This window comes from Treponema sp. (assembly GCF_051883275.1).
Classification (GTDB): domain Bacteria; phylum Spirochaetota; class Spirochaetia; order Treponematales; family Treponemataceae; genus Treponema_D.
Genome location: NZ_JBJETK010000074.1, coordinates 31,988 through 49,579, shown reverse-complemented (window position 1 = coordinate 49,579; position 17,592 = coordinate 31,988). Strand labels below are relative to the sequence as shown.

Below are 17,592 nucleotides of genomic sequence, written 5' to 3'. Positions count from 1 at the left end.
TGAAAACGAATTTTTAAAGACTCTCTATTTTTTCAATATGCGCTCCGAGCGACTTCAGGCGTTCCACAAGATTTTCGTAGCCGCGCTCAATCTGGTATACGTTGCTGATTCTGCTTTCTCCTCGTGCGCAAAGAGCCGCAATAACCATCGCCATTCCAGCCCGCACATCAGGCGAAACCAGATGCTCGCCGTGCAGAGGACTCGGGCCTGCGACAACCGCCCTGTGTGGATCGCAAAGAGTTATGCGCGCGCCCATGCTTATGAGCTTGTCAACAAAAAACATTCTGCTTTCAAACATCTTTTCAAAAATCAGAACAGTGCCTTCAACCTGAGTGGCAACAACAGTCATTATGGATGTCAAATCCGGCGGAAATCCCGGCCACGGGCTGTCGTCAATTTTAGGAATCATGCCTCCAAGATCAGTGTTGACCTTCATTTCCTGGTCAGCGGCAACAACAAGAGTGTCGCCTTCAATATCCCAGCGGATTCCAAGCTTGTTGAATGAAATTCGCAGGGGACGCAGATCCTTTTTGCGCACACCTTCAATTTTCAGAGAGCCATGGGTAGCCGCCGCAAGCCCGATAAAAGAGCCTATCTCCATAAAGTCAGGGCCTATTGAAAAATCGCAGCCGCACAATCTGGGCACGCCTTCAATTTTAAGAATGTTGGAGCCGACTCCTGAAATTTTCGCGCCCATGGCATTCAGCATGTTGCACAAATCCTGGACATGAGGCTCGCTGGCCGCATTGGTGATTTCAGTCATGCCTTCAGCAAGAACCGCCGCCATAACAGCATTTTCAGTTGCGGTCACAGAAGTTTCGTCCAAAAAAATATCCGCGCCTACAAGCTTGTTCACGGTGAATTCAAATTTTCTATCCACGGAAACACGAGCGCCAAGCTCCTGCAAAGCCAGAAAATGTGTATCGAGCCTGCGCCTTCCGATTACATCTCCACCCGGCGGAGACATGACAGTTTTTCCTGTACGGGCAAGCAGGGGGCCGGCAAAAAGAATTGAAGCGCGGATTTTCTTGCTAAGCTCAACTGGAATATCATTACGCGATATTTCCGAAGCAGTTATTTCCCAGACATTCGCAGAAATCTTTTCGACCTTTGCGCCAAGCGACTGCAAAATCAGAAGCATAACCCCTGTGTCTTCAATTTCGGGAACATTGCGCAGAATAACCTTCTCGCTGGTAAGAAGGGAAGCTGCGATACATGGCAAGGCAGCATTCTTGTTTCCGCTTGCTTTTACAGTTCCCTTTATCGGGAAGCCGCCTTCTATTTTGTACTCATACATAGCGCAATTATAAAGAGATTTTGAATGAATTTCAATTTGGAAAATTCTTGCAGCAGAGCCTGACTAAAATTTCAGCGGCTTTCACCATTTGATTCAGGCTCGCCCATTCTCTGCGCGAGTGGAAATTGTGGCCGCCGGTAAAAATATTCGGGCAGGGAATTCCCATTTCGGTAAGCCTTGAGCCGTCAGTTCCTCCCCGTATGGGCGAAAACACAGGCTGCACTCCGCTTTTCTTGTACGCCTCAACAAGACGCTCAACAATCTGCGGATTTTTATCAAGGACATTTTTCATGTTCAGGTACTGCTGGACATGGCGGACTTCTGTTTTTCCGCCGAAAAGCTCCGCTGTTGTTTTTGCCAGAAGATCCACAACATTCTTGCGGCGCTCCATTCCTTCAGTTGAAAAATCACGCAGTAGAAGAGAAACGGAAGCTTCCCCTATCGAGCCTTCAACTGAAACCGGCGCAAAAAATCCCTGTCTGCCGTCCGTTGTTTCAGGGCGCTCTCCGACCGGAAGATTGGCAACAAAGGAGCAGGCCATGGTAAGGGCATTAACCATTACTGCGCGCGCTGTTCCCGTATGAGATGCATTTCCCAAAAAGCGGATTTCGCTCTGGAATGCATTGAAACATTCTGTTTCAAGCTCGCCTATATGTCCGCCGTCAACTGTATATGCGCGCTGTGACTTTAAAAGATTCAGCGGCACTTTGTCCATTCCGTGTCCGGTTTCTTCATCCGGGGAAAAAATCACTTCAACCGCGGGATGCTCAAGCTCAGGGTGGCTCACAAGAAATTCAAGGCACGAAATTATTTCCGCAACACCGGCCTTGTCATCCGCGCCAAGCAAAGTTGTGCCATCGCCCGTTATGACAGTTTCGCCGTTTTTTCCTGCGAGCGCAAGGCACGGGTCAGATTCCGGGTCAAGCTCGATTCCATCTGAAAGAATAATTTTTCCGCCTGAATAATTTTCATGGACAAGCGGCCTTACGTTTTCCCCTGAAACTTCCTCGGAAGTATCTATGTGCGCAAGAAGGCACAGCGGTTTTTCATCAGAGCCGTTCGCCGGAAGAATTCCATAGGTGTAGCAGTTTTCTGTTGTCTGAACATTTTCAAGTCCAAGCGACTTGAGCTGCCCGCACAAAATCCGCGCCATTTCCTTTTGACCGGGAGTGCTGGGCATAACTCCGTTCTGAGCTTCCCGGGAACTGCTTCCGCTGCTGATTTTTACATACTCCAAAAAATGCCCGAGCAGAGCATCCTTTATTTTCAATACATCTTCCATATCAATTAAAAAACTTTTTAGGGAACACTGAACAGAACAAATTCGGTCATCCAGCGTTAACAATAATATCCGCTATTTTGTAGCAAAAAACGGAAAATAGCAAGAAGCCGTAAATTTACTTTTTAGCCTTGCCCTGTTTTTTTTCTGAAGCGGAAGGACGGCTTTTCTTTCCTGAAAGAAGCGTTTTTTCAAGAAGAGAAAGAAGCTCCGGATCATATTTTGCGGATGATTTTTTGAGCACAGCCAAAGCTTTCCGTGAAGACAAAGCCTTCTGCGCGCCATTCTGCCTTACAAGGGAAACATAGTCTTCCACCAGATGAATCACACGGGCAACGTACGGAATTTCGTCAGATTTTAGTTCCTCGGGAAATCCGCCGCCGTCCTGATTTTCATGGTGAAAAAATGCCGCTGTGTAAAAAACTTCCCGGTATTCCTTAGGAACAAAGCCGAAATGAAAAAGCCCCCTTGCAACGTGGGTGCGCAAAAAAGAAATTTCAGCTCTAGTTAAAAGCTCTGAATGAAAAAGCGACTGCGGAAATTCCAAAAAGCCTGCATCGTAAACCATCGCCGCCGCTGTAAAAATAATCCGCTCCAAATGATCATGCTTTTTTAAAAGCCGGTAGACAATAATGCTCATCTGCCTTGACTTTCCCTTTCGGTTTGTGTGGGAATCGATAACCGACCCGAGATACACACAATGCCGCACAAGGGAAAGCAGACGCTTGCTCTGGTCCGGACTGAATTTTTCAAGGTGCTTTGCAAAGGAAAGTTTTTTCAGATAACTTCTGGAAGAAATAAAATTCCTCAGGCGAAACGAAAATCCAAAAACAATATATGAAAATCCGGCGAATAAAAAAAGAAAAAACACTGCGCGAATAAAAAACACAACAATCGGCAGGGAAAGCCCCGGAAGCAGCTCCTGAAAAAAAGGAATCATTTCTGACAGCAGTTCATTTTTCTTATCCATTCGCCGAACACTTTACCATGCAGAAAGCCAAGTTTCAATGCTCATCCAAAACAGCGCGCTGCTCACCGGATATTTTATTTTTTCCATCCGTCATAAAGGCTGCATTCCAGAATCTTCCTGGCATTTTCCACACGCTCCACAGAAGGACTTTCCGTATCTTTAAGGGCATAGTCAATTCCCATGTCCTTATATTTCATTGCGCCAAGGCCATGATAAGGAAGCACTTCAACACGCTGAACATTTGAAAGAGTGCGTATAAAATCCCTGGTGCGCAAAAGCCACTCGTCATTGTCTGTTATTCCGGGAACAAGAACATGGCGAATCCAGATAGGCTTTTTGATTTCGTCAAGATAGCGGAACATTTCAATTATATTTTTTCCTGTGCGCCCGGTAAGAAGGACGTGCTCATTTTCATCAATATGCTTGATGTCCATAAGAAGAATGTCCGTAACCTGCATAAGCTGATTGAATTTGTCGAACCAGGGACTTTCCTTTGTAAAAGGTGCGCCGGCAGTGTCAATGCACGTATTCACGCCGTTTTGCTTTGCCTTTGTAAAAAGCTCAAGAAGAAAATCAAGCTGCATCAGAGGCTCGCCGCCCGAAACCGTAATTCCACCCTTTTCGCCCCAATATGCCCGGCACGACAAAGCTTCGTCCAAAAGCTCATCCGCTGTATAAAGCTTGCCGCCTGTCATGTCCCAAGTGTCGGGATTGTGACAGTATTTGCATCTCAGAGGACAGCCTGAAAAAAAGATTATAAAACGCACTCCCGGACCGTCTACAGAACCAAAGGATTCCAGCTGATGAATATAGCCTTTCATATTAAACTCCTGCAAGGAAAAGGGAATATCCCAAAAATCACTCTGAACGATTTTTTAGATCTTCCTGCCTAATAGAGTTTATCATTTATCATGCAATAAAAAAAGCCCCGGAAAACAAAATGCATTTTCCAGAGCTTTTCCTGAATCTAAAAAAAATGGCTTTTACTGCTTTATAAAAGTGATTACATCTCCATCTGAGTCTTTCACCGTTAATACATTGCCACTAATATAAAAAACAAGCTTTCCTCCTTCTGCAAATATTCCTGTTATAGTACCGTCAACTGTAGGATTGCCTTCATAAGTGCCAGTAAAAGAAACTACATTGTCTGCCATTTTTAACGTATTGTCGTCATAAAAATATACATAACAATAGCCGTACCCACCATCTTCTTCCTCAGTCCTAAAGGTTGCAATAAGAGAAGAATCATCGTCATCATCGCTGTCTTTGCATCCTACAAATGCAAGGGCAAGCACCAGCGCAGCAATTAATGCTGAAATCTTTGCAAACTTTTTCATAAGTTCACCTCTCAAAAAAAATTTAATTAAACCGCCTGAAAGTTCAGTCAGTTCACACACTCCATTTTACCCCCCCCCGAAATTTGTCAAGAGAATTTTTTACGGCAAAATGAACGGCAAAAAAAATCCTTCAGAACCTTTATAGACTAAAAAAAATGCTGTACTATACTTCAAGTTTATTTTGAAAAAACAAGGACAATGATATGAAATTTATTTCGTGGAATGTAAACGGCCTCCGCGCTGTCATGGGAAAAAATTTTATGGAAGTTTTTAATGAGCTTCAGGCGGATTTTTTCTGTCTTCAGGAAACAAAGCTTCAGGGCGGACAGATTCAAATGGAGCTTCCGGGCTATTACCAGTACTGGAATTATGCGGAAAAAAAAGGCTATTCCGGAACAGCGATATTTGCCAGGCACAAGCCGATTTCAGTGCAGCTTGGAATGGGAATCGCCGAGCACGACACAGAAGGAAGAATCATCACGCTGGAATACGAGCAGTTTTTTCTTGTTACAGTCTACACGCCAAATTCGCAGGATGAGCTTAAGCGGCTTGAATACCGTATGAAATGGGAAAGCGACTTTAAGAATTTTCTTTGCAGCCTGGCGCAAAAAAAAGGAGTTATTGTCTGCGGCGACATGAATGTTGCGCACAAGGAAATCGACCTGAAAAACCCAAATACAAACAGGCGGAATGCAGGGTTTACTGATGAGGAGCGCGGCAAAATGACAGAGCTTCTTTCCGCGGGATTTATTGACAGCTTCCGTTATTTCTATCCGGACACAAAGGACATTTACAGCTGGTGGTCATACAGATTCCATGCGCGCGAAAAAAACACAGGATGGCGCATAGATTATTTTCTTGTTTCAGAGAACATAAAAGAAAAAATGATTTCTGCAAAAATTCACACAGGCATAACCGGAAGCGACCATTGCCCGGTGGAACTTGAACTGAATCCGTAGCCGAAACTAAAAAGCCCCGGAAAACAAAATGCATTTTCCGGAGTTTTTCCTGAATCTTAAAAAAAGAGAATTTTCTTATCCAAATATTTTCAGCGGAATCAACCGCCTTATCGCAAGTGCTATCACCATTTCTTAGAACGTTTGCAGTTTTTACCGCATTGTCATTATAAAAGCATACATATCCATAGCCAAACTCATCATTTTTCTCCACAGTCCTAAAAGCTGCGATGAAAGAAGAATCACAATCCCCAGCACAGCAAGCAAGACTAAAATTTTTGCAAACTTTTTCATAAGTTTATCTCTTAAAAAAATTGAATTAAACCGCCTTAAAATTTTCACTAAGTTTATACATTACATTTTACCCCCCCCGAAATTTGTCAAGTTTTTTATTTCCCAAAAAGCCTCTAATTGCAAACAAAAAACAAATGCAGTAAAATAAAAAAATGAATATTTCGCCACTAAAAAAACACGACCTTTTTTTTCCTGAAAATTCAGGCTTTCAAAAAACAGAAATTCTTTTTTACACAGGCAAGCAGAACCTGCTCACTCTTTTTTCTTCGAATGAATACAGCCGCAACAAGCTTTTTGTTACAGACACAAATGTCGCACCCTTGTGCAAGGATTTTATTTCGCACTTTACAGAAGAGCCGGCTGAAAAAATAAATGCGCCTGCATGCTATAAAAAAAACGGAGATGCGCTGTGCATTCTTCCAGCCGGGGAAAAATTCAAGACCATTGAAACAGTTCTTAAAATTGCGGACACTGCATTGGAAGCCAGCTTCAACAGAAACTGCCTTTTTGTTGCAATCGGCGGCGGCGTTATCACCGACATGACAGGATTTGCAGCTTCAATATTCAAGCGCGGAGTTGATGTCGAATTCGTTCCCACAACGCTCCTTGCAGATGTAGATGCTTCAATCGGCGGAAAAACCGGATGCGACTTTGGAAGCTACAAAAACATGATAGGCTCGTTCTACCCTGCAAAAAAAATCCATATCTGGGATTCATTTATCCAGAGCCTTCCGCAGACAGAATTTATTTCCGGCCTTGGCGAAGCTGTAAAAACCGCCTTTCTTTTTTCACCCGAGCTGACTGAAATTTTCAGAAAACAGAAAAATGAAATTCTTCAGCGCAACGAAAAAGTTCTTCAGAAAATAATCGAAATATGCGGAAAGGAAAAATCAAAAACCGTGCACGAGGATTTCAAGGAAAAAGGAATCCGCGCATATTTAAATTACGGCCACACATTCGGACATGCCCTTGAAACAACAGCCGGACTTGGAGTAATAAGCCATGGAGAAGCTGTGGCATGGGGAATGGGAAGAGCGCTGGAGCTTTCAAAAAACAAAAAACTTTGCACTCAGGAATTTGCAGATGAATGTAAGGCAATTCTTTCAAGCTACGGATACTGCACAGATAAAATTCCGCAGGCTGTAAAAAGCACCCCGGAAACTATCCAGAGCTTGATTTGCGCAATGCACAAGGACAAAAAAAATTCCGGCACCAAGGTAAAGGTTACGCTTCAGTCCGGCTGGCAGACCACGCTCACAACTGAAGTTGAAGATAAAGAAATTCTTGAGGTGCTCCAATGATTTCATCCGAGCATTACTTTGACTGGGCGGCAACTGCTCCGAGCGATCAGGAAATTTTAAACCGCGCGCTTGCATATTCAATCGAGCACTGGGGAAATCCGTCAAGCATTCATCATGCAGGAACTGATGCAAAGCAGGCACTGGAAAACGCCAGAAACAGGGCGGCTCAGGTACTCGGAGTAAAACCACAGAATATCATTTTCACTTCAGGCGGAACAGAAAGCAACCACCTTGCGCTTCTTTCTATTTTAAATCGTCCGCAGAAAGGAAGCATTGTTTTAAGCTCAATCGAACATCCCGCGCTCAGAGAAATGATTTCTTCAATACAGAACTGCGGATGGAAAGTTATAAAAGTCGACCCGGAAAAAAACGGAATCGTGTCCGCCCAGAGCATTGCCGATGCAATCCAGGATGACACTGCATTTGTTTCGGTCATGGCGGTAAACAACGAAACCGGGGCAATACAGCCTATTTATGACATCGCAAAAATCATCAGAGAAAAAACCAAAGGAAAACGCAAGCCTTTTTTTCACATTGACTGCGTACAGGCGGCAGGAAAAATTCCGCTCAACCTTGAATTTCCGGGAATTGACTCGGCCGCATTCAGCGCACACAAAATAGGAGGACCGCGCGGAACAGGAATTTTGTATCTTGCAAAAGAAATGAATTCATTTCTCAAAGGCGGCGGACAGGAAAAAAATATAAGAAGCGGAACTGAAAATCTATTCGGCGCGGAAGCCTTTTCGCTTTCTCTTGAAAAATATTTTATATCGGAACAAAACAGCTGCGCAAAAAAAAGATTCGAGCAGCAAAAAAAATTCACTGCGGAATTTATTGAGGAACTAAAAAATATAAAGGGCTGCATTTTGATTCCACACTGCCGCGCAGACAGTGAAAGTGCGGATTTATTTTCCCCGTGGATTGTGCAGGCAGCCTTTCCTGGAATTCCAGGTCAAGTCATGGAGCGCGCATTAAGCGAAAAAGGATTTTACATTTCAACTGGAAGCGCCTGCTCTTCATCACACAAAGGGCGGCCCGTTCTTGACACAATGCAGCTGAGTTCCAAAGAAAAAGAAAGCGCAGTAAGATTCAGCTTCGGATTTTCCACAAAAAAAGAAAGCATGGAGGAACTTATCGAGGAGCTGAAAAATATCTGCAAGACATTTTCATAGTTTCCATAAAAAAATTAGGCTATGTCCATAAAAACGGTTGATTTTACTTTACGGCAAGCCTGAAGCATAACGAAAAAGAAGAATGATTTATTGAACAGGGTAAAACAAATAATTGTTATAATATTTAAACTGGAAAAACGAAGATTGGTATGATTGATTTTGATAAGTTAAATGAAAACTATTGTGTAGAATACCGAAAAAAATGCAATAAACGCACCATTATACATTTCTAAAAAAGACTCTTTTGAAGTAAAGCCGGAAGAGCGATGTATAGACTTTTTAGCAGCCGTAGAGTTAGCAAAAGAAAACAATCTTGTATTTTCTGCTGAGGGTTCTGCATTTAAGTCAAGTTATAAAGTTGCAATAGCCCTTAATAATTTTCTAGGAAAAGCCTCCTTTATACCAATAATGATTTATTTTGATTGTATTGAATCTGGGAAAACTGTTCCAAAAGACGTATTTAAGACAATCACCGAAAAACAACTTAAAAATTGGTATGAAAGCTTGGAAAACTAATTGTCTGGGTAAAGAGTCATATATCCCTCTTTTAATAATAGTGGCAATGGGTGGATTATTTACCAGGGTAGTCATAATATTTAAATCAAAAAAACGGAGGTCACTATGATTGATTTTGAAAACATTAATAAAAGGTTTATTGCAGCATACGACGACCGAATGAAATCAGAAAAACTTCAGTTTTGGAGTAAAAAGGATTTCAATATTAAATATAAATTCCATAAAGGCTGGGTTTCTGTAAAAAAAGCAATGGAGCTGGCAAGAAAACATCATTTGCATTTTAGCCCGGCTGGACACTTTGTTGAAACATACATTGTTGCATTTATACTAAACGCAACATTCGGAAATTGCAATGATAGTCGTGCCGCACTGTATTTCGTTGGAAAAGAGCTCAACATAAAATGACACCCGGTAGATAGCATAGGAAATGTAAGTGATACTTCAATCGAATGTGTTAACAGGGAACGCAGAATCGCAAATTATCTACTTGGAAAATCAGACGAAACAGAGATTTTAGATTCTGACTCTTTCTATGGGACAAAACAAGACTTGATTAAAACACTTCATCAATGCCTTGAAGGCTACAAAACATTTCGTTAACTTTTATGGACGTTTATTAAGTGTTCACAGTTTTTACGGACATAGCCAAAAATTAAAATGCCGCTTGCAATACTGTTTAAAATACGATATACTTTTGAAACATTTCCTGTATCTTTTTAGGTGCAAAAAAAAATCAATTAAATTTTCAGGGAAGGACATTATGGGAATTCGTGGAGAACTTTTTACAAATCAGGTTAATCTGGACAAGCGTTCTTATTATTTCAACGTAAAGGAAAACCGGAACGGCGATGTGTTTTTGCAGATTGTCGAAAGCAAAATAAAGGACGGTCAGGATGAGCGCCGCGACATAGTTGTGTTCGCCGATGACATGCAAAGTTTCCTAGGCGGAATGGATGAATCGCTCAGAGCTGTTGAAAAAATTCAGAAAGAGCGCGCAAAAATCAGAGCGGAAAAGAAAGCTGCAAAAGAAGCAAAGTATGCTATGGGCGGCGCACCGGATGCAGAAAAGCCCGCCAAGAAAATCTACCGCAGAAAGGGAGAAAGCCGTCTGGTTTCTGAAAGAAGAGCCGAGCGCAAGGAATTTTCAGGAAGACTTCATGTTGTTTCAAAAAGACAGCCCGACTCAGAAAAAACGGAGTACTGATTTTCTGCTCAGCCGCTGATTAAGATAAAAGCAATCAGTTATAGTTGAACGAAAGCCGCTGAATGGGAGAAGGTCCTATGCGACGGCATATTTCCTTGTGCGCCTGTGTCGGATAGCCCTTGTGCTTTGCATAGCCGTACATGGGATAAATTTTATCATAATCAACCATGATTTTATCACGCTGTACTTTCGCAAGAATACTCGCAGCCATAACAGATGTGAATTTGGAATCCGCCTTTACAACAGCTTTCACAGGCGGATTATATTCAAAAGGAATTTTATTTCCGTCCACAATTATTTCCATGGATTCCGCCAGTGCAGAAAAATCAACAGAATTTTTTTTGCACCAAAGAGGAAGTTTTTCCATCATCATGTCAAATGCAATTCGCATAGCCTTAAAGTCAGCCTGAAGAATATTTATCTCATCAATAATTTTTTCACTTACAATTCCGATTCCCCAGCAGGATTTTTCTTTTATAACATCGAATGCCAGGCTGCGTTTTTTTTCGCTCAGCTTTTTGCTGTCATTGAGAATTTCAACAGGAAAATCATCCGGCAGAATAACACAGGCCGCAACAACAGGACCGGCCAAAGGTCCTATTCCAGCTTCATCGATTCCAGCGATAAAATTCATAAAATCTAAAATCCCCTCTGGATATTTTTTTCAGCGGCAACAGAATTCGTGTTGCTCCAAACAGGCTCGCTCCGGCTTGTTGAATCTGAAAGCCTTGCAAAAAATTCATTTTCCCTCACACTGCCACGTCCATCAACAAACTGAATTCCGCGCCCCGAAATTCCAATAAGCGAAAAAGACGAATTCCTGAATGAAGCGCTTCCCCCGAAAATTTTAGCATTAAAGCAAGAATCGCCAGTTGAAGTCCAGCGCGAATTTCCAGAAGAAATTTTTGAATTTTCCGCAGAAAGTCCGCAGGCATAGGAAGCAGCCAGAATTGTAAACCCGGAATTTTCCAGACTGGCTGAAGAATTTTTCAAGTCAATCAGCAGGCCGCTTTTTTCAAACACAGCAGAAAGCTCGCAGTTGGAAATTTTCACCGTGGAATTCAAAGACAAAATCACAGGCTGGCTTTTATCCCGGGATTTTTTTTCAAAAAACAAATTTTCAAATTCAGCAAGCGCATTTTCAATTTTCAGAACAGCATTGCTTTCCAGCCGCAGAACAGCGTCATGCCCCACAACAGAGCAGGCCCTTGAAATCAAAACTTCCCTGTCAGGAATTTCAATATTTCCGTAAACATGGAGCCTGAGTTTTCTTTCAGCGGAATTCAAAACTGAAACAAACTGCTCAAAGGAAGAAAAAGGATTGTCATACGAGCCGTCCTGCATCTCAGTACGCGCTTCGGAAGAAAGATAATAATTTATTTCATCCACAAATATTTTCTGCTCGGAAATTTCACTTTTGTTTCCGGCCGCATCAACTGCATAAGCACGAATCTTGTAAAGCACGGCGTTGTCATTTTTAGCCTTGAAGGAAATTTTACTTCCATTGTATAAAACAAATTTTCCTGTCTTTGCTTTTTCAAATTTATTCTGCACATTTTCAATAAAGCCATCTGGAATTTCAATCGGACTGCTCAAAGCATAGTAAACATCAGTGTCCGGCTCAGAAAGAATTTTGAACAAAGGTTTTCTAATGAATTTTCCCGAAGCCATCGAAACAATTTCTGGTGCTTTTGGCGGAAGCCTGTCTGCCTCAAAAGAAACTTCTTCGCATCCCTGATAATTTCCGTTGTAAAAAATTTTCAGTGAAAGAAGCGATGAAACTTCTTCGTTGTTAAAAGCCTCAGCTACAACCGAGGACGCATTTTTTTCAAAAGTAAATTTTTCATTTCCCTGTATAAGAAATTCCATGGAGCCATTTGCATTTCTTGAAGACACAACGGAAGGCTTTTCTGGAAGTGTATATTCAAAAACTGTGTTTCCCGGCTGGAACTCAAGCGGCTGCCAGAAAATTTTATGGGCTTCGCTTCTGTCGATAAATGAAATTTCAGACGGAGATTTCCAGTTGCCATCATCAATTTTATAAATGTAATTTTTGTCCTTAAAAGAAATATTGCTCCAGTCAGAAATTTCAAACGGAACGGAATCAGATTCCACGGACAGCTCATTTTCCCGGGGAAGAACATGAAGCACGAAGCAAAAAAGATTCGCGCCGCCAGAATCAGAAACAAAGCACGGAACAAAACGCTCAGCAGAATTCAGGACTGAAAGAGAAAGCACGGAATTCAAATACGGTGGCACTGCCCTGTCAAGCGAATACATGAATTCCTGCGGAATGGAAAAATCTGTTCCAGAAACATAAGGAACCAGAGGATTTTCATTTATTGCATCCACAAATTTTTTTGACTGCTCGCTATACTCAGAGGCGGAATTTTCTTCAACACTATATTTAATGGAAAAATCTTTTCGTGTTCCGTCCTGCGATATCGCTGCGATATTTACCACGACATCCTGCGCTTGATCTATGAGAACCGGCGCATCATAAAAAAATCCGGAAACATAAGGATCCATGCCTGAAAAAGAATAGTAAACATCAGTTCCCTTTTCAGGATTTAAAACGAGTGCCTGCTTGTTTTTCCAAACACCGGAAACAGGACTTAAAATATTTTTTTCATCAAATGCAAAAAGTCCGCTGGCCGCAAAGCCCATCAGCAGGCAGATGATTTTTTTCTTCATTCGGTGTTCTTTCATAGATTTTATTCTTCCTTAAAAATAGGTTCTAAAACTTCACGCAGCTCGGGATAAGGCTTGTAGAAATTTTCTTCAAGCTCCGCCTGCGTAAGTCCCACAAGCTCATGGCTGTTATAGTTTATCCAGGTATTTTCTTCGGGATTTGAAATTTCAAATTTTCTGCACCAATAGTCAGGCTGAATCGGAAGCTGCTCCTTCCATTTGTAAACCTTATAGTCATGCACAACAATTTTTATGTTTTCACGCGGAACTCCCTTTTCCAGAAGAATTCCAACAAGGTAATTCAAAGTGCGCCCGGAATCAAAAATATCATCCACAAGAAGAATTTTGTCTCCGGCTCTAAGATAGTCAGGGGAATAAGTCCAGCCGTCAATTCTGACAGCAGAATGCTGCGAAACATCATTGTAGCTTCTTGCAACAACAGCGGCATACAGAACCGGCTTGTGATTTTTGAGAGCCACCTTGTAATATTCGCTGATTACATTGGCCATGTATGCGCCTCCGCGAAGCGAAGTGTAAATCACATCGGGAATAAAATTATCCTTCTGATAAATTCTGTGCGCAAGCTTGAGCGCGTCAATTCTTACAGTGTCATAAGGCAAAAATTCTTTCATAAAATTTCCTCAAAAAAAATTTCCGAATACGGATATATTGCATTTATTTTTCCAGAGTTTTTCCACGCAGCGGCTGATAAATTCCACGCCCCAAAAGATAAAGCTCTCCATTTTCAATTTTAACCTGCGCCAAAAAACGCACGGGCTTTTCCTGATCTACGGGCGGCTTCGGCGGAACTTCAAAAACAACTTTCACCGACCCCACCGAAGTTAATTTTTTTTCAGACGGAATATAATTAACCAAAAGCATGCAGCTCCATGAGCCATCGGAATTTTCACTTTCGTTAACCGATGAGCCGTCCCAGATAACGTAGCAATTCTGATAGAGCAAAGGATTTTCCATCACATCAGAATACGAATAATTATCCTTAAGCGAACTGAACGAAGGTTCCTTTAAAAGCCTGGACATTTCAAGCGACTTGCTTTTTATCGACTCCGCCGCATTGCTGTTTAAAATTCTGTTAAGCTCAACCTGCGCTGCATTGTCCCGACCTTCGCCAAAATATTTTTTTGCAGAATTGAATGAAGAAGAAACTTCGCTGGCATTCAGTTTCAGCAAAAAATTTTCAGGCGAAATATTTGTCTGGAGCGGATTTTTTCTTTCCTCTACCGAAAGTGAAAATTTTGATTCAAATTCAGTGAGGACGGGCTTTATGTTTTTCCACGGCTCATTCACAATAAGAATTGAACACACAAGCCCGGCCAAAAGCCCCGCAAAAACGCAGTTTCTGATAATATCAGGATTTGTTCCAATGGGCGGATAAAATTTTTTTATATCGCCGGTGTCAACCCATTTGCAGATTGTTGTATAATCTCCGTAAAGCCTGATAAATTCCATTGCTGCCAGGGCAACGGAATTCCCCGGATTAATGTCAAGCACATCAAGATAATATTCAAGGGCGCGGTCAGTTTCTCCGTGCCTCAGAAAAATAGCAGCCTGTCCCAAAAGAAGCTGCGTGTTCCGTATTTTTATTTCGCGTGCATTTCTGAAATTCTGGGAAGCTTTTCCAGGAACATCTGCATAAAGATAAGCAATCCCCAAAGCAAGGTAATATTCAAAATCGCCGTCATAAAGATCCTCGTTGGATTCAAGGATGCTTATGGCAAGATCAAATTTCCTGCGCTTTATGAGATGCTTTGCAGTATCCAAATTGGAGCGTCCCATTTACCTGTCAACTCCAAGCTTTGCAAGAATAGAATCAAGCTCCGAATTCAAGCGCGCAAGCTCTTCCTTGTCAACGCCAGTTCCATCACTTGAAAGAGAGGCAATATGATCAAGAAGACTCTGGATATATTCAGGATCAAGCTGCTCTTCTGTAACTTCAACAAACGGAGAACCGTCTTTTGTATAATCATGAATTTCCGATTCTGAAAGCCCGGCCTCCTGCGCAGTAAGATGTGTCGGAGCCGGAGCAACATCGGTGGTTGGCACGGCAATCTTGGAATAAATTCCCAGCATTGTTTTTCCATTCTTCAGGTCAGAAAGAAATTTCTTTCCTGCCGGAAGCTCACCGTCTGTGGCAACGGAAATAAAGAATCCTATGGCATCTGTCTTCAGCGGATCAAGATATGCAGTTCCCCAGTTCACACAAACCGCGGAATTATTATACGACAGCACAGAAGAAAAACTCTTTCCGTTTTTTACAGAAGGAACCCACGACGAGGAATTAGAAAGGCTTTCCTTGTTTGCAAGGGAAACACTGAACGGCCGGCTTATTCCCTCTCCGTCAAGAAGAAACTGAATGGCGGCATTTGCATTGCTTGAGCGTATCCACAAATCATCTGACATATCTGAAAACTGAAATTCAGAATTTATTTTGCTTCTGGCCGCCGTAGAAAAATGAGCCAGAGTATTTTCGCCAAGCACAGTATCAAACACACCCTTCAAGGCAAATGACTGAATGTTTTTTCCCAGGTTTATCGTGTAAACGGTGATTCTAAGCATGTCATCTTTTGTTGAATTAGGAATTGAAGGAAGAAAACTGAAATCAACAACAACCTGCGCAACATCGGGAATAAGATAAGCCATCTGCGCACCAAGCGGTGTACGGCGGGCTTCAGTTTTTACCCCAGTTCCGCGTGCAAGAATATATTCCTTTCGTCCAGCCTTCAGCGCAAAGAAAGAAGCCGATCCAGAATCATAGTTTGAAAGAAGCGCAATCTCCCGTCCCTTTTCAGGCAGCGCATAAAGAGAAAAAGAGCCTGATGTGCTGTCAAGCGCAAGACGAATTTCGTCGCGGTCAATCACAATATTTTTTTCCACAGAATAAGCCGGGATTTCCTTTTTTTCATTTTCAGCCTCTTCCTGAAACACAAAGGAAAGCCCTTCATTCTGGGCATTGAGCGCAAAGCTGAAAACGGCAAAAAACGCAAAGGCGCAGAATTTCACTTTCATCATTTTCCTCCGTACTTTTCATCGAGCAGCTTCTGAATCAAAGCGGCCTTTTCTTTCAGTGAATACATTTCTTCATTTTCCACATTCCCGGAAAAAGCGGAAATGTCAGGCTCGGAGAATTCTGCGCGCACAGCTGAAAAAGAAGGCGACGGTGCGGAAACATTTCCCTCAAGCTCCTTTATCCGGCTGTTTGCAATCCGAAGCTGCTTTTTAAGCTCGGCAAGATCCTCTGACTGCATTGTTCTAAGCTCACGCTCGTAGTTTTCCCGGCTGCTCAAATATTCTTCACCGGTCATCTTCAGAAGATACAGAAGCTTCTGCTCGCGGTCGCGCTGGGTTATAAGATAAAGCTTGAATTCAGCGTCACTGCGCTTTGTGCTTTCCGGAAAATCAGAGACAATTCTTTCGTACAGAGAGCGTGCGGTTTCATAATCGTAGTCCTCGTAAAAACATTCCGCTATCCAATAGAGCGCAGAAGAATACATTCCGCTGTCCGGGTATTCATTGCAGAAGCTGGCAAGAGCCATGACCGCCCTGTCGTTCTGCCCCGCGCTGTGCAAAGCCCTTCCACGCTGATATTCAACAGAAGGAAGCAGCCGGCTTTCAGGATACAGTGAAATAAAATAATCGCAGTCATTCACCGCGGAAGAAAAATTCTCCGAGTAAACAAGGCTCATGATTATCATATACCACGTTGAGTCCATGGAATATTCCTCGCACTCAGCAGCCTGCCTCAAAAACACAGCAGCATCTGTCCACGCCTTGTCCCTATAGCACAAAAGCCCCTGCACAAAAGAGTCAGATGCAAGCGCATCAGAAGCCCCGCTTGATTTTTTCTGCCCAAAGGCAAATGGAATCACAGAAAAAAGAACCAGAGAAACAGCAACAGCAAAGCGTTTTTTTATTTCCATTCTAAATTCCCCCTGAAAAATGACGAGCCGGAAACAACAATATCTGTTCCCGCTTCAAGGACATCCTCCAAGGTATCTTGATTTATGCCGCCATCTACAGAAATAAGATATTTAAAGTTTTTCTCTCTCTGTATATCGGCAAGTTTTCGAACTTTTTCAATAGTATATGGAATAAGTTTCTGTCCGCCCCAGCCAGGATTCACCGTCATAACAAGAACAAGATCCACAGCGGCAAGAATTTCCTCCAGAGCGCACAGGGGAGTTGAAGGACACAATGCCACACCTGCTTTTTTTCCGGCATCATGGATGAGCTGAATACAGCGGTCAGCGTGGCAGGTCGCCTCGGCATGGAATGTAACCATGTCAGCTCCTGCATCTATATAGGAAAGAATTGAATTTTCAGGCTTTTCAATCATCAAATGCACATCAAACGGAAGAGCAGTGCATTTGCGGATAGAACTGATGACAGGCTGGCCGTAAGAAACCTGGGGAACAAAATGCCCGTCCATCACATCAACGTGAACAAAGGAGCTTCCCTTTTCCTCTATAAATCTAAAGGCTGAATTTAAATCTGAAAAATCCGCGGACAAAAGCGACGGCGAAAGAAATCGGCTGTTTTTTTTCATAAAGCCATGAT

Annotated in this window: 18 protein-coding genes; 5 read left to right on the top strand and 13 right to left on the bottom strand. The window is 42.4% G+C overall.

The annotated features are described in order from the left end of the window. Positions 1-13: 13 nt before the first annotated feature. The 5 genes from murA to ACI4L0_RS11290 all read right to left on the bottom strand — a co-directional run bounded on the left by murA (position 14) and on the right by ACI4L0_RS11290 (position 4,883). Positions 14-1,297 (bottom strand): UDP-N-acetylglucosamine 1-carboxyvinyltransferase, encoded by a 1,284-nt coding sequence (gene murA / locus ACI4L0_RS11310; protein WP_439800278.1) that lies wholly within the window; start codon positions 1,295-1,297, stop codon positions 14-16. Positions 1,298-1,328: 31 nt separating this feature from the next. Further along, on the bottom strand, positions 1,329-2,579 hold the full coding sequence (pepT, locus tag ACI4L0_RS11305; protein WP_439800277.1) for a peptidase T: 1,251 nt from the start codon (positions 2,577-2,579) through the stop codon (positions 1,329-1,331). A gap of 115 nt (positions 2,580-2,694) precedes the next feature. Continuing rightward, entirely contained in the window at positions 2,695-3,546 is an 852-nt protein-coding gene (locus ACI4L0_RS11300) for an HD-GYP domain-containing protein (RefSeq protein WP_439800276.1), read from the bottom strand. A gap of 74 nt (positions 3,547-3,620) precedes the next feature. Further along, positions 3,621-4,367 carry a pyruvate formate-lyase-activating protein gene (pflA, locus tag ACI4L0_RS11295; protein ID WP_439800275.1) on the bottom strand — a complete coding sequence of 249 codons (747 nt, stop codon included), beginning with the start codon at positions 4,365-4,367 and terminating at the stop codon, positions 3,621-3,623. 162 nt (positions 4,368-4,529) lie between these two features. Continuing rightward, a complete protein-coding gene (locus tag ACI4L0_RS11290; protein WP_439800274.1) occupies positions 4,530-4,883 on the bottom strand; it encodes a hypothetical protein in 354 nt (117 codons plus the stop codon). Positions 4,884-5,086: 203 nt separating this feature from the next. On the opposite strand from ACI4L0_RS11290, the gene ACI4L0_RS11285 reads away from it, so the two are divergent. Further along, a complete protein-coding gene (locus ACI4L0_RS11285) occupies positions 5,087-5,842 on the top strand; it encodes an exodeoxyribonuclease III (protein WP_439800273.1) in 756 nt (251 codons plus the stop codon). 150 nt (positions 5,843-5,992) lie between these two features. Here the strand turns inward: ACI4L0_RS11285 and ACI4L0_RS11280 are convergent, their stop codons facing one another. Further along, entirely contained in the window at positions 5,993-6,133 is a 141-nt protein-coding gene (locus tag ACI4L0_RS11280; protein WP_439800272.1) for a hypothetical protein, read from the bottom strand. Between the two features lie 152 nt (positions 6,134-6,285). Between ACI4L0_RS11280 and ACI4L0_RS11275 the strand changes: the two genes are divergently transcribed. The 4 genes from ACI4L0_RS11275 to ACI4L0_RS11260 all read left to right on the top strand — a co-directional run bounded on the left by ACI4L0_RS11275 (position 6,286) and on the right by ACI4L0_RS11260 (position 10,326). Continuing rightward, positions 6,286-7,434: a 3-dehydroquinate synthase gene (locus tag ACI4L0_RS11275; protein WP_439800271.1), complete on the top strand. Its 1,149-nt coding sequence runs from the start codon at positions 6,286-6,288 to the stop codon at positions 7,432-7,434. Continuing rightward, a complete protein-coding gene (locus ACI4L0_RS11270; RefSeq protein WP_439800270.1) occupies positions 7,431-8,606 on the top strand; it encodes a cysteine desulfurase family protein in 1,176 nt (391 codons plus the stop codon). The genes ACI4L0_RS11275 and ACI4L0_RS11270 overlap by 4 nt, the downstream gene beginning before the upstream one ends. A gap of 621 nt (positions 8,607-9,227) precedes the next feature. Further along, positions 9,228-9,527, top strand: coding sequence for a hypothetical protein (locus tag ACI4L0_RS11265; protein WP_439800269.1), 300 nt, complete (start codon positions 9,228-9,230; stop codon positions 9,525-9,527). Between the two features lie 355 nt (positions 9,528-9,882). Further along, positions 9,883-10,326: a DUF3276 family protein gene (locus ACI4L0_RS11260; protein ID WP_439800268.1), complete on the top strand. Its 444-nt coding sequence runs from the start codon at positions 9,883-9,885 to the stop codon at positions 10,324-10,326. A gap of 34 nt (positions 10,327-10,360) precedes the next feature. On the opposite strand, the gene ACI4L0_RS11255 is transcribed toward ACI4L0_RS11260, so the two are convergent. The 7 genes from ACI4L0_RS11255 to rpe are packed head-to-tail and all read right to left on the bottom strand — an operon-like array spanning position 10,361 to position 17,581. After that, complete coding sequence (locus ACI4L0_RS11255; protein ID WP_439800267.1) at positions 10,361-10,960, bottom strand: ribonuclease HII; 600 nt, start codon at positions 10,958-10,960, stop codon at positions 10,361-10,363. 5 nt (positions 10,961-10,965) lie between these two features. Beyond that, on the bottom strand, positions 10,966-13,035 hold the full coding sequence (locus tag ACI4L0_RS11250; RefSeq protein ID WP_439800266.1) for a hypothetical protein: 2,070 nt from the start codon (positions 13,033-13,035) through the stop codon (positions 10,966-10,968). Between the two features lie 5 nt (positions 13,036-13,040). Further along, complete coding sequence (locus ACI4L0_RS11245; RefSeq protein WP_439800265.1) at positions 13,041-13,649, bottom strand: phosphoribosyltransferase; 609 nt, start codon at positions 13,647-13,649, stop codon at positions 13,041-13,043. Positions 13,650-13,692: 43 nt separating this feature from the next. Further along, a complete protein-coding gene (locus ACI4L0_RS11240; RefSeq protein WP_439800264.1) occupies positions 13,693-14,814 on the bottom strand; it encodes a tetratricopeptide repeat protein in 1,122 nt (373 codons plus the stop codon). Further along, positions 14,815-16,044 carry a hypothetical protein gene (locus ACI4L0_RS11235; RefSeq protein ID WP_439800263.1) on the bottom strand — a complete coding sequence of 410 codons (1,230 nt, stop codon included), beginning with the start codon at positions 16,042-16,044 and terminating at the stop codon, positions 14,815-14,817. Beyond that, on the bottom strand, positions 16,044-16,955 hold the full coding sequence (locus ACI4L0_RS11230; RefSeq protein WP_439800262.1) for a tetratricopeptide repeat protein: 912 nt from the start codon (positions 16,953-16,955) through the stop codon (positions 16,044-16,046). The genes ACI4L0_RS11235 and ACI4L0_RS11230 overlap by 1 nt, the downstream gene beginning before the upstream one ends. Next, complete coding sequence (gene rpe, locus ACI4L0_RS11225; RefSeq protein ID WP_439800261.1) at positions 16,946-17,581, bottom strand: ribulose-phosphate 3-epimerase; 636 nt, start codon at positions 17,579-17,581, stop codon at positions 16,946-16,948. Before rpe ends, ACI4L0_RS11230 begins: the two co-directional genes overlap by 10 nt. Positions 17,582-17,592: the final 11 nt, after the last annotated feature.

Bases quoted from the DNA above. Each gene is read 5' to 3' on its own strand.
- ACI4L0_RS11240 (WP_439800264.1), bottom strand. From the start codon at position 14,814: ATGGGACGCTCCAATTTGGATACTGCAAAGCATCTCATAAAGCGCAGG.
- ACI4L0_RS11250 (WP_439800266.1), bottom strand. From the start codon at position 13,035: ATGAAAGAACACCGAATGAAGAAAAAAATCATCTGCCTGCTGATGGGC.
- ACI4L0_RS11255 (WP_439800267.1), bottom strand. From the start codon at position 10,960: ATGAATTTTATCGCTGGAATCGATGAAGCTGGAATAGGACCTTTGGCC.
- ACI4L0_RS11290 (WP_439800274.1), bottom strand. From the start codon at position 4,883: ATGAAAAAGTTTGCAAAGATTTCAGCATTAATTGCTGCGCTGGTGCTT.
- ACI4L0_RS11245 (WP_439800265.1), bottom strand. From the start codon at position 13,649: ATGAAAGAATTTTTGCCTTATGACACTGTAAGAATTGACGCGCTCAAG.
- ACI4L0_RS11300 (WP_439800276.1), bottom strand. From the start codon at position 3,546: ATGGATAAGAAAAATGAACTGCTGTCAGAAATGATTCCTTTTTTTCAG.
- ACI4L0_RS11260 (WP_439800268.1), top strand. From the start codon at position 9,883: ATGGGAATTCGTGGAGAACTTTTTACAAATCAGGTTAATCTGGACAAG.
- ACI4L0_RS11280 (WP_439800272.1), bottom strand. From the start codon at position 6,133: ATGAAAAAGTTTGCAAAAATTTTAGTCTTGCTTGCTGTGCTGGGGATT.
- pflA (WP_439800275.1), bottom strand. From the start codon at position 4,367: ATGAAAGGCTATATTCATCAGCTGGAATCCTTTGGTTCTGTAGACGGT.
- pepT (WP_439800277.1), bottom strand. From the start codon at position 2,579: ATGGAAGATGTATTGAAAATAAAGGATGCTCTGCTCGGGCATTTTTTG.
- murA (WP_439800278.1), bottom strand. From the start codon at position 1,297: ATGTATGAGTACAAAATAGAAGGCGGCTTCCCGATAAAGGGAACTGTA.
- ACI4L0_RS11235 (WP_439800263.1), bottom strand. From the start codon at position 16,044: ATGAAAGTGAAATTCTGCGCCTTTGCGTTTTTTGCCGTTTTCAGCTTT.
- ACI4L0_RS11275 (WP_439800271.1), top strand. From the start codon at position 6,286: ATGAATATTTCGCCACTAAAAAAACACGACCTTTTTTTTCCTGAAAAT.
- rpe (WP_439800261.1), bottom strand. From the start codon at position 17,581: ATGAAAAAAAACAGCCGATTTCTTTCGCCGTCGCTTTTGTCCGCGGAT.
- ACI4L0_RS11270 (WP_439800270.1), top strand. From the start codon at position 7,431: ATGATTTCATCCGAGCATTACTTTGACTGGGCGGCAACTGCTCCGAGC.
- ACI4L0_RS11285 (WP_439800273.1), top strand. From the start codon at position 5,087: ATGAAATTTATTTCGTGGAATGTAAACGGCCTCCGCGCTGTCATGGGA.
- ACI4L0_RS11230 (WP_439800262.1), bottom strand. From the start codon at position 16,955: ATGGAAATAAAAAAACGCTTTGCTGTTGCTGTTTCTCTGGTTCTTTTT.
- ACI4L0_RS11265 (WP_439800269.1), top strand. From the start codon at position 9,228: ATGATTGATTTTGAAAACATTAATAAAAGGTTTATTGCAGCATACGAC.